Origin of the sequence: Flammeovirga aprica JL-4, from assembly GCF_012844305.1 — a bacterium.
In the GTDB taxonomy this organism is placed as follows: domain Bacteria; phylum Bacteroidota; class Bacteroidia; order Cytophagales; family Flammeovirgaceae; genus Flammeovirga; species Flammeovirga aprica.
Genome location: NZ_JABANE010000017.1, coordinates 32,275 through 44,443, shown reverse-complemented (window position 1 = coordinate 44,443; position 12,169 = coordinate 32,275). Strand labels below are relative to the sequence as shown.

The window sequence follows — 12,169 nt, the reverse complement described above, 5'->3', positions numbered from 1 at the left end:
ACTCATCAGCTTTATATATCATTATAAGATTATTTCTTATTTCTCGCCTAAACGGTACTTTGAAACATCCATACCGAAAGTTAAATCTCTTTCTGATAATAATTCTTCTAATTCTGTAAGTGTTTTCTTACCGAAGTTTCTGAATTTCATCAAGTCACGGATTTCTAAAGAAACTAAATCACCAAGAGTTTTCACTTCACCTGCTTTCAAACTGTTGTAAGCACGAACTGATAATTCAAGATCAGCGATAGAAGTTTCAAGGATAGCACGTCTTTTGATTTCTGCTGGATCCAATTCCACTTCACTCTCTCTCTTATGGATTTCGAAAGTGATATCCTTGTCAGTGATTTGAGCGTAATGCTGAATTAAGATATTAGCACCACCTTGCAACGCTTCTTGAGGGTCGATTGAACCGTCAGTTTCAATAGTGATTGTTAATTTCTCATAGTCAGTACGTTGCTCCACACGAGTGTTCTCCACATGGTATTCTACGTTTTTGATTGGAGTGAATACTGCATCGATAGCAATAACACCTACACCTTCAGTAGACTCAGGAAGTTTCTGCTCTTTTGCTTCAACATAACCTCTACCACTTTGGATAGTTAATTCCATCTTAAGGCTTGCGTTCTCAAGATTACAGATCACTAGATCTGGGTTCAAGATTGTAAAGTCCTCAGTATATTGTGCAATATCACCTGCAGTAAACTGGTTTTTACCGCTAAAATCAATGCTGATTTTTTGAGATGGCTCTTCAGCGAAACGCTTGAAACGTACTTGCTTAAGGTTAAGCACTACTTCAGCAACTTCTTCGATAATACCACTAATCTTAGATGATTCTTGTACGACATTTGGGAACTTAACGCCCGTAATCGCATATCCTTCAAGAGATGAAAGTAGTACTCTTCTGAAAGAGTTTCCAATCGTTGCTCCGAAACCTCTTTCTAATGGTTTAAATTCAAAAAGACCTTTATTATCGTTATCGGTCTTCTCCATTACTACTTTATCTGGCTTTTGGAAAGATAGTACTGACATATTTATTTTTCTACTTTGAAATTATATTCCTGTTCAAAACTAATTCTAAACGAACTATTTTTTTCACTCCAAAATTGAAGTGAAAAAGCCTAATCAAGAAAATGATTGTAGTCAATTCTCAATTAGCCCACAAATTACTAAAATAGCGAGTACAAAAAAAAGCTTTTACTCTACCTTTTTTCAGAATAATGTTGAATCTTTAAATTTATTTGATTTTTAAAGGTGAAAAGTATTGAAAATTATTTTTAGATGGACCAAAAATGAGTGTAATTCTGTTTTTTGTAAGTACATAGCACCTACAGGTATTTCATAATTGATTTCTGCAGTTCTTCCTGACCGTAAGGTTTTGGGATACAGCCATTCATCCCCACATTGAAATATTTTTGAACTAAATCGGGTTGAGAGTTAGCTGTAATGGCAATAATTGGCTTATCTATCTTCAGATCATTGCGAATAATTTCTGTCGCTTCTACTCCATCCATTTCCGGCATTTGAATATCCATTAGGATTAAATCATAATCAGTGATTTTAACCATATCAACGGCTATTCTGCCATTTTCAGCTTCATCAATCATGAGGTCCCATTGCTCTAAAATCCCCTTCAGCAATAATACATTAAAAGGGTTGTCCTCTACAATAAGTACACGTTTTTGAGAAGAAGCAGGAGTATCTGGCTCTTTCTCATTGATTATATTATCTTGGGTCAAAAAGTTTTTAATCGTTGTTTCAAACTCCTCCAAGTCAAACGGTTTTGCTACACAGGCATTCATACCGCTCATTCTGTATAACTTCTGATCATCAGCACCTGAATTAGCCGTTAATGCAATAATTGGCAAAGTGTCATCAAATTTTTTCCGAATTATTTTAGTAGCCTCAATACCATCCATAACAGGCATTTGAATATCCATCAAAACAATATCAAAAGTGTGCTCTTCAAATTTTTCAATGGCTTCCTGACCATTTTCTGCAGTGACAATTTCCATTCCCCATCCTTCTAAAATGTTCACTACCAGAAGCTGATTGAACATATTATCTTCCACTACTAGCACTTTCTTGCCCTGCCACTCTTCTTTTGGTTTTTGAATTACATTGTCATCATTATTATTCAATGAAAATACATCGTGAATGATCTTTTTCAGCTGCCCTACTTTAAAAGGTTTTGGTATACAGCCATTCATTCCCACCTCTAAAAATTTCTTTTCTATTTCTTCAGATAAATGAGCTGAGAAGGCAATAATAGGCGTATTTCTGGAGAGTTTATTTCTTATATTTTTTGTAGTTTCAATGCCATCCATTTTTGGCATCTTTATATCCATCAGTATAAGGTCGTAATTCGTATTTTCTATCAATTCTAATGCACTAATCCCATCGTCAGATTTATGCACCTCCAGCCCCCAGTCTGTAAGGATAGAAGATACGAGCAGCTGATTGAATTCGTTATCTTCTACCACTAATATTTTTTTACCTTGCCATTGTGACAAATCTACTTCGTGCTCATCTACTACATCCTTATTGATCAGTAATTTATAAAGCTCATTTTGGAGATCGTCTTGCTGGAAAGGTTTGGTCACGCAGGAATTCATCCCTATTTGTTTGTAATAAGCCAAATCGTCTTTCATGGCATTGGCTGTTAAGGCGATAATAGGCGTGCCAATCTGAAGTGTATTTCTAATATAATTTGTTGCCTCAATACCATCCATAACTGGCATTTGAATATCCATTAGGATAATATCAAAAGTATGCGTTTTCAGTATTTCAACAGCTTCCTCTCCATTATTGACCATCTCAATCTGCAACTTCCATTGGTTCAGAATATTCTCCGCCAATAGTTGATTGAACTGATTATCTTCTACCACTAGTACTTTAAATTCACTCCAATCTACTTCTTCAGGCACATCCAATCCTGACTTCACAACCTCTACATGTTCACACATCTCAAATGGAATGCTGACGGTAAAAGTAGAACCTACTCCCACTTCACTCTCCACTTTAATATTACCACCCATCAGTTCCACCAAGCTTCTACTGATCGTCAGTCCTAAGCCAGTACCTCCAAACTTACGTGTAACAGAGGCATCTGCCTGTGAAAACCCATCAAAAATTGATTCATGCTTTTCAGGTGGAATACCCTCACCAGTATCTACCACTTTGAAGCTAACATGTTGTTTTTCTCCTTCTACATTATCAAGGTTCACTTCTAACTTCACTTCACCTTTAGTAGTAAATTTAATAGCATTGCTCACCAAGTTTGTCAGTACTTGATTGAGTCGGTAAGGGTCACCGAGGATAGTAGGGTGCACATTATCATCCCAAATGTGTTTTAAAACAATATTTTTCTCTGTGGCTCTTATTTCTAAAGATTTTACAAATAATTTTATTTTTTCTTTGAGGTCAAACTCAATAAATTCAATCTCTAGTTTTTCCGATTCAATCTTTGAAATATCCAACACATCATTGATCACCACCAGAAGGTTTTCTGCTGAAGTTCTAATAGCGTCAATAAATTCTTCCTGTTTAGGTAATAATGGAGTTTTAATTAATAAATTGGAAAGGCCAATAATTGCATTCATTGGTGTTCTTAACTCATGCGAAGTATTAGCGATAAAACGCTCTTTGATTCTCGCAGATTCCAATGCTTTCTGACGAGCATTCTCCAACGTTTCTTCCATTTCTTTACGCAGTGAAATATCTATTCCCACCGACGTATAACCTACTACTTCTCCATCGGCGTCTTGAATTGCAATGACCGTTTGAAGGATCCAAACCTTTTTCCCTGCCTTACTAGCAATGCTAAACTCATAGACATCCTTGGAAATTTTTTCTTCTAACTGCTTTTTAAACTTCCTAGTAATATCAGCCCTTTGGTCAGAGGAGATTAAACTAAAAAACAATTTACCATTTAGTTCCTCTTCTGTATACCCTGTAATTTTCATTGTTGCAGGGTTGACATACAAAAGTTTACCTTCTAGATCATAACGGCAGATCATTTCTGAAGCATTCTCAACGAGACCTCTATACAATATCTCTTTCTTCTGAATATCAGCTTTTTGAGACCTTAATTTGGTCGTCATTTCTTTCAGCTCATTGAGATTGATTTCGTTCATCTTCAAGAGTTGAATCGCATCAGGTGTAGGGTCATTTAATGCAAAATCTGTAAGGGCTAACTTATGTTTTACCAATTCATCAGTGGTATTCATCCATGGCGATCCTAAAAAAATCAGATGATCTTCCTCTTCTAATAATATCACCTGCCCTCTAAGCACCAATTCCCTTTCCTTATTCTGAAAGACAAAAACCTTTTTCAATTGCGTACAAATGGGGTCAAACTCCATTTTTATACTCCAAGGCCTTGCCATTGCCAATACATTCTCCAGTTTTTCATTAACAGAATTAGGGAAGAGCTTGTCTAAACTTTTCCCTACTGATATGATTTTCAAGTCTCTATTGACTATAAAGTAAAAAGGAGATATTAAATTTATATCCAGATTTGCTTTCCCTACCTTTATCTCCATTGAACTACCACTTTACTGAAAACTCATCATACGGCAAACCGTCTTTTCTTCCTTGAATCAAATGTGTTTCCACCTCAATATCAAAAGCTTCACCAAGGCCTAAAATTAAACCATGAACAAAATCTGTTAATCCTTCTCTTTGTGAAAAATATTTTAATTTCATTTCAGACTCACCAATATATTCAACATCAAACTCCGGTGGTTGAATATTAGGATAAAGCAACATTACTCTACTGTGAAAGTTTGGTAAGTTCACAAAAAACTCTTTCAATGTTTCGCCTCCTGTTTCCATCAATGAGCCATAATGCTTCTTAGCAGTTGTCAAAACCCAGTATTTTCCAAATGCTATTAATACATCGCTTACAGAAATACCTAAGACTTCTGAAGCAGCGATTGCTAAATCAAAAGTAATTTTATCATCATATATCTCATTTGTAGAAAACACATCATGATCTACACCGCTTTCTTCAAGTATTTTCTCCCATTTTTCTTCTCCGAAATTAGTAGTTACTAAACCTTCGATGGCTTTGTTTACAATACCGTACATTCCTGTGCTAAGTTTAAGGTTATAATTATAATAGAAACTAAAAAATTATACCGTCGAATAAAAGAAAGGAAGCCATTAATTTGAAATAATCTTATAAAAGTACTCTCTTTATCTGATTATTATTCAATGTTAAAGCAGGTCCTTCTTTTCTATAAAATGTGCAAGTGAGTCTGCCATTTCCTGATGCATTTCCGCACTTGGATGGGCTGTTTTGGCAAGGTAGGGCATTCTTAAAAAGTACAATTTTGGATCATCCATTCTTCTGATGGCCTCTGTCACATATTCAGGCCATGGTGAGCCTTCTTTTACAATATCCATACACCCTAAAGCACAGATAATAGAGGTGTTCGGATATTTTCCTTTAAGTTTTTGTAGAAATGAAATATAATGCTCAATGATAAACTCCTTATTCGGTACAAGATTTCCAATCCTTTTTCTATAGTTCTCATTATCGCGGTTCAAATACAGCCAACTATCATTTTGAAGTAAATTGACGACCACTAAGTCGGGTGTTTTTTGATGAAAATCCCATTTTGAAGTAGGGTCATTAGGATTAAAACGGTCATACAATTCAGGCATGATCAGATCAAACCAACTTACGGTTATCCCAATGCCTGATTTAGCGATACAGGATAGTGATGCATCAAAATGTCTCGCGGTAAGTGCTGAAAAGGCTTTATAATTATTAGTATAAAGTGGATTGTCTGTTCCTGTTTGATCTTCATTGGCATAACCTACTGTAATTGAATTACCGTAAAACTCAATCCATTTTTTCTTGGGCTGTGTCTTTTGGAGCGTACCGTCTGTTATTATATTATATATGGTTGTCGTTCCTTTTGAGAAATCGTTTCTTCTATGAATAGTAAAAGTATGTGTTTCTTTTTGATCTGATTCCCACACTCTTAGCGTGGACCTCTCCACTGCAGGACGGATAATAGCATCTTGTTCTTCACCATCAATAATTAAAGCGTATTCACTTTCGCCTATATCATCGCTTAATTCAAGATCGAGGTACTTTCCTTCCAATTGGAATGAGACCGAAGTTCCAGGCCAGTACAGTTCTGCCTGACTTTGTTCTACCTTTACTCTTCCCTCAAATGTCAGTTGCTCCATCATACTTTTGTTGTTAGTTTGCGCACAACTCAGTGTTGCTATACCTATTAATAGTAGAAAAAATGTTTTAATCTTCATCTTTATTAAAAATTGAACTTAATAGAAGGTCTACTGCTTCCAAGTCTTTTTCTTCAAAAGAGAATTCAGCTTTTGAAAGCGACTTATGTATTTGCTGTAAATCCTCAAAATTGGCATTAGGAATATGTTTTGGAATCTTGTAGATACGCTCGTCTTTCTTTTCAAAAGGGCATTTCACTTTTGATGTAAATAAATAAGGCAACAGAATTTTCGAACAGCTAAATGCGATGCGTTCTATGTTATTCTCCTTAAAGTAAACTTCCAATCTTTCATTGATATGTTCGAAGAAGTTGAGTGTATTTGCCAAGCGTAACCTTGAACCTGCCTTTGACTTCCCTCTTGTTTTTAAATATTTGATCTGACTTTTTCCCTGCTTCTTTCTCACTGCATAAGTAGAAAAAGTTTTATGATCTACTATTTTTCCATTTTTGACCAAAGCCACAGAAGCACTCTCCGTCTGAATAATACAAATCACATAAACGACATGATTACGTGAAAGATCAGCATTTAAGTGCCAAGGCAATCTCAGTGTATAATGAGGTTCTGCTGATAACACTCTATTTTGAGCATTTTCAACTTCTTCTTTATGATCTGGGAACTTCTCTAAAAGAGTTTCTATCTTTTCTATGGGAATTATTCTCTGTGGCATGTCAACCTCCTCGTTTTTTACTGTAAAAATAAGAGGTTGTGGCTCAAAATTCAGTCTACATCTTTAAAAATGATGGAAAAAGAGACTGAATCTGCTGATTTTGAATTAAAAATTTCAACCTGACTCCTCTATTTGATGTTATGTTTTTAGTGAAATGTAAAATTTTCACCTCATAAATATTAAAAACGCACTTAGCATTACATGATATGTAACCCTGATTTACTGTACTATTCCAATATTTTTACAGCACATTTCATATAGGTTACATAAAATACAGTAATTTTCATTCCAAAAATAGAAATACATTACAGCGTAGAATTAAAATTTCTCACTTGCTGTTATCTAGGTACAACACCCAATGAAAACCTAATATTGATTCTTATGAAAGCCTTATTTTGTACACTAGCATTTTTCTCACTATTATTTTCATCATCCAGTCTAATGGCCAAAGATGAATGGTTCCTAAAATTCGAGGCAATCATGAACTACAGGCTGGATGATACGCAAGCGAGAGATATTCTAGAGGAATGGGTAGGACTTCATGATGAGGATAAATCTACTTACCTGTACAACTTGAGCACAGAAGAACTTTTCTGCAAGTTTGAAACAGGGATCAGGTATGCCGAAATAACGGAAATTACTTACACATCAGGTGTGGTGAATGTAAGAATGAATGTCAATGAAGACGCCCATATTTATGTGACTTTCAATAGAAAAACAGGTAAAGTGATACACTGTAAAGCATCACATAGATAATTATATATATATTCTAACTGTTACTAACATATCGACTGTTTCATTAAATTACAATGCTTTAATAGTACTAACGCTACATTTTATTTGGTTTTAGACGTAAACCCTGCTGTTTTCAATTAACTAAAAAACTATCAAAGAATTCTTCTTATACTTAAAAAGAAAGGGATGTGAAATGCATCCCTTTTTACTTTTACCAAAATCTTAAGTCGTCGACTCTCTTACAAGAAGATTGGTGTTTAATATTTTATGGATGAAACCCAGGGTTTCGCGGTCATCTGTCTCAATTTCCATGATTAAACGTTTGGCGGCTTGAACACCAATATCAAAGGCAGGCTGTTCTACTGTAGAAAGTTGCGGTTCTACAATTTCTGTGATTGGATCGCCTGCAAAACCTGCTAAAGCTATATCTTCTGGTACTTTTACACCATTGGATTTTAGTTCTTTTAAAACCTGAATTGCCATATAGTCGCTCATACAGAAAATTGCATCAGGTCGCTTTTTTAAACCTAAAATTCTCTCTGTTGCTTCTTTTGCGTCTAAGCTCAAGTTATCACATTGTAAAACATAGGCATCAGTAGTAGATCTACCTGCATCTTTCAATGCATCCATAAACCCTTTATATCTTTTTTGGCTGATGGACAGTGACATTGGACCACTCAAATGAGCAATATTTTTGTAGCCTTGCTGTATTAAATGATTGGTAATTTCATAGGCTCCTTTATAGTCATCTACCAGTACCTGTGAGATTTCTATCTTATCTGTTCCTCTGTCAAACAATACGACAGGAGTTTGTCGGTCCTGTGCATTTTGAATGTGCTTGTAGTCATTCGTTTCTTTAGAAAGAGAAATTAATATCCCAGCCACCCTACTATTCACCAATGCATTGACCTGATTAATTTCCTCTAAAAACTCTTCGTTAGACTGACAAACCATCACGATATAACCATGCTCTTTTGCCACTTTCTGAATACCGCTCAGTGCTTGGGCAAAAAAGTGCTGACGGGCAATTTCGGGAATCACCACTCCAATCAAGTTGGTATTTTTACTTGCTAAATTGGAAGCTAAAATGTTTTTCTGATAATTCAGTTTCGAAGCCATATCATGAACAAGCATTTTAGTTTCTTTACTCACATCGGGGTGATTTCTCAAGGCTCTTGAAACTGTAGATTTTGAAATGTTAAGTCGAATTGCGATATCGTGAATTGTATATACCTTGCCCATGAAAAAATTTGTTGTTTAATTATTACAAATATATCATTTTTCGGTGAAGGTGAAATCGAAATATAAAAAAAGAAGCCCCTCTGTTCCAGAGAAGGCCTCTCGCCATTTACAACTTAATACCATAAGTTTATGTTGTATTTACTGATATGTTGTGAATAGATCAAAAAATTGAAGCTTTAGTTAAGCTAACATTAAAGTTTGTGTCAGTTGTTGATTAAAGTATCTCATTCGTTAACTACTTGCATTTCAATTATTCCATTGTCTCATTGTCAATTATAATACACCACACAACCCTCCCCTCCCTACCGTAATTAACTTTCGATAACATTTTAATGAATCAAACCAACTCTACAGCCTTTTCTTGAGGTGTAGCTTTCTTCTTTTTCTTCCTTCCTCTCCACAACAAGAAGCCTGTAATTGGTAAACTACTGGCTATCAGGGAAACAAAAAACATAATAAACTTTCCTGCTAAACCTAAAATACCTCCGGTATGAATGTCATAGTTCAAACGGATAATTTTATCTGTTAGCGTAGCGTCTTTGTATCTTCCACGGTAATCTTTCACGGAAAACTCCTCTAAAGTATGCTGATCAAAATATCGCCAATCCAGTTTGCCGTATTTTCCGTGCTCTGGGCTTGTATAAATCTTAATGATATCTTCACTTTTTTGAGGTACATAAATGGCTGAACCCAAAATAGTCTCATCTTCTTGTAAGACCTTGTACCAAACTTTATCAATAGTAGTGGAAGTGGAATCAAAAGTAAACTTTGAATCAGATAAAAGTTCTCTTTGTTCTACTAATGTTTCTCCTCCCGATAATATAAAATAGACGCCTTTTTCAAACCATGAATAAGACCAGATTAAACCTGTGATTACAGTAAATATTAAAATCCATGTAGCATAAAAACCTAATACACTATGCAGATCGTAGTTTTGCCTTCTCCACCTTGCATTCCACTTGATTTTAAATTTTTGTTTGAGTGCTTTTTTCTTCTTGTTTTTGGGCCACCATAATACCATTCCTGAAATTAATAATACTAGGAAAATAAGAGTGGAGGCGCCTACTATTTGTTCTCCATATGGCAAGAGTAAAGAGATATGCAAGTAAAGTATTATGGTAAAAAAATCAGTTCTAAGGTTTTTTACTTTCAATACCTCTCCAGTATACTGATCAATAAAAGTCAGATAAAAATAAGGTGCATCATCAGCATAGTGTAATGCCATTGAAGCGTTTTGGGGTGTTTCGTAATAAATACGTTGCACTTTCATTCCATCCGTAGCTTTGTAAGCAATTTTTTTTATTTCTGATGGAGGAAGAATTTCACCTTTCACTTCTTTGACGAATCGATAAGGTTGAATGAGTTCTTGAATTTCATGTTCAAAAGCATAAATACATCCGGTGATCGAAACTATAAAAACGACCAAACCGGAAACTAGGCCTAACAGTAAGTGTATTTTTCCTATTATCTTTTTCAGTGTCATGCGTGTGGGAATATTTAAAAAGGCCATAGGAAAAATAGGATAAACTAGTCTCTAGTAAACTTTTAGGGTGCTACTTTCAAGCTTCCTTCTTCTTCATTTTTGTCTTGAAACAAAAACGAAGCAAAAAATTCAAGGCTTTGAAGGCAAAAGCTAAATTCCATTTCTTTCACCTAAATGATTTTAAACTCGCTAAAGCTCAAACAAAAAAATCATTTTTAACGGTTCAATACATGAAATTCTTAACGCTTTTCCCTTCAAGACCAGGAAAGCACTACCAAACGAATAAGATAGAAAGTCCACTGATATGAATGTCACATGTAAGTGCCATTCATGTCCTAAAAATCATCAAAAATTTAATTTACAATATCTTTACCTATGGCCTAAGATTGGTTAGTGGTTGTATTGAGCACTCCATCTGTTACAATGGTGTCAATGTCTTATTTATTCTGATTATTCAACAGTTGCTGATAATTCAAAAATTCCTTTGGCGTAATGCCCTACAATACTTGCTCCTTTAGTAGCAGTTGCTGTCTCGATATCTATCTCATAAAGACTACCTCCTTTTGAGTTTGAAACATTGACATACACTTTACCTTCTTTCACTAAAGCAGCCATTTCCCCGCCGCCAGTTAGTGGAATATTTGATACAGGAACTACAGTTTGAGTATTTAAATCTGCAATCATAAAACTTAAGTGCTCATACCCTTCCTCGATATTAGGAGCGTAGGCAGACCAGTGTTGTTGATCAGCGACTACAGCACGAACAAGCATTTTTCCGTTACCTAAATACACTGCTGTATTGATTTTAGCTCCACCGCTTTTCTCTTGAAAATTGAAGAAATAATCCGTATCAAAATCTGTTTCATCCTTCTTGATTCTTAAGAAACCTGATGGCACATTTGGAGCTGGGTTAAATCCACTAGCCAATGATGCGGTAGAGAAAGAATAAAGGTTACCATTTTCATCTTCTTGTAAGGAGAAATCTGTTGTGTATCTGCCAATTTCTGAAGTTCTATCATCCACTATCAATTTCACAAATGTCATCGAAGGATAATCGTACACTGCAATTTTAGCTGTTTCTGCTTTAGGCGTGTCTCCAATTTTCTCTGATTTTGTTAAGAAATAAGAGATAAATAACTTGTCACCTCTCACTGCCACTCCTGAAGGGAAAGCGACTAGATCTTCTGCGTGTCTTTCATCAATTCTTGTTTTTGTTCTTCCTGCAATAGACATATCATTTTTGTCAATAAGGAAAATCGTTCTTTCCTCAAAACCTGCACGAGGAGCACCAATAGCGATAAAATGATTTTCATCTACGTTTGTTGTAGCGTAAACTCCTTGATCTGTGATCAGTTGTCCCTTGTTTTCCAATTCGCCATTTTGATCACTCAAAGCGTAACCTGTAAAAATATTATCGCTTGTATACCCTGCCGCAATAATCATATTTCCGGCCTTGAAGAACGACATCCATGCAGGTTGTTCAAAACCATTTCCGATAGGAGAAACTTCTCCATCTGTCAACGTTTCTGTGGTTAGTAGGACATCTTGAGCTCCTTCTGCTTCTATGCCCAATACAAACTTATTGATTTCTACAGTTTCGACAGAGTCTTTACCGTCTGGATCAAGGATGGTTGCCACCTCTTTTGTCTCTTCACAAGAGTAGAATGAAATGAGTGAAAAACTTAAAAGTAAGAGCGTTAAAAATTGCTTTTTCATGTTGAAAAGATGTTTGTTTTAAATGATAGAACATGGGTGTATGCAGTTGAATAAATACACAT

The 12,169-nt window shown here is 35.3% G+C and carries 9 protein-coding genes; 1 reads left to right on the top strand and 8 read right to left on the bottom strand.

The features are described from left to right. Positions 1-36: 36 nt before the first annotated feature. The 5 genes from HHU12_RS08325 to HHU12_RS08305 form a co-directional block, all read right to left on the bottom strand. Positions 37-1,032 (bottom strand): DNA-directed RNA polymerase subunit alpha, encoded by a 996-nt coding sequence (locus HHU12_RS08325; protein WP_044205936.1) that lies wholly within the window; start codon positions 1,030-1,032, stop codon positions 37-39. 296 nt (positions 1,033-1,328) lie between these two features. Next, on the bottom strand, positions 1,329-4,544 hold the full coding sequence (locus HHU12_RS08320; protein ID WP_169656278.1) for a response regulator: 3,216 nt from the start codon (positions 4,542-4,544) through the stop codon (positions 1,329-1,331). 4 nt (positions 4,545-4,548) lie between these two features. Then, a complete protein-coding gene (locus tag HHU12_RS08315; protein ID WP_169656277.1) occupies positions 4,549-5,091 on the bottom strand; it encodes a heme NO-binding domain-containing protein in 543 nt (180 codons plus the stop codon). 129 nt (positions 5,092-5,220) lie between these two features. Then, positions 5,221-6,282 carry an SGNH/GDSL hydrolase family protein gene (locus HHU12_RS08310; RefSeq protein ID WP_169656276.1) on the bottom strand — a complete coding sequence of 354 codons (1,062 nt, stop codon included), beginning with the start codon at positions 6,280-6,282 and terminating at the stop codon, positions 5,221-5,223. Further along, complete coding sequence (locus HHU12_RS08305) at positions 6,272-6,931, bottom strand: hypothetical protein (RefSeq protein WP_169656275.1); 660 nt, start codon at positions 6,929-6,931, stop codon at positions 6,272-6,274. Before HHU12_RS08305 ends, HHU12_RS08310 begins: the two co-directional genes overlap by 11 nt. A 381-nt stretch (positions 6,932-7,312) precedes the next feature. Between HHU12_RS08305 and HHU12_RS08300 the strand changes: the two genes are divergently transcribed. Further along, positions 7,313-7,687 carry a hypothetical protein gene (locus HHU12_RS08300; protein WP_169656274.1) on the top strand — a complete coding sequence of 125 codons (375 nt, stop codon included), beginning with the start codon at positions 7,313-7,315 and terminating at the stop codon, positions 7,685-7,687. A gap of 201 nt (positions 7,688-7,888) precedes the next feature. Here the strand turns inward: HHU12_RS08300 and HHU12_RS08295 are convergent, their stop codons facing one another. From HHU12_RS08295 to HHU12_RS08285, 3 genes are all read right to left on the bottom strand, one after another. After that, positions 7,889-8,908 carry a LacI family DNA-binding transcriptional regulator gene (locus HHU12_RS08295; RefSeq protein ID WP_169656273.1) on the bottom strand — a complete coding sequence of 340 codons (1,020 nt, stop codon included), beginning with the start codon at positions 8,906-8,908 and terminating at the stop codon, positions 7,889-7,891. 337 nt (positions 8,909-9,245) lie between these two features. Then, positions 9,246-10,391 (bottom strand): PepSY-associated TM helix domain-containing protein, encoded by a 1,146-nt coding sequence (locus tag HHU12_RS08290; protein WP_169656272.1) that lies wholly within the window; start codon positions 10,389-10,391, stop codon positions 9,246-9,248. A gap of 450 nt (positions 10,392-10,841) precedes the next feature. Continuing rightward, on the bottom strand, positions 10,842-12,107 hold the full coding sequence (locus HHU12_RS08285) for a DUF4374 domain-containing protein (RefSeq protein ID WP_169656271.1): 1,266 nt from the start codon (positions 12,105-12,107) through the stop codon (positions 10,842-10,844). Positions 12,108-12,169: the final 62 nt, after the last annotated feature.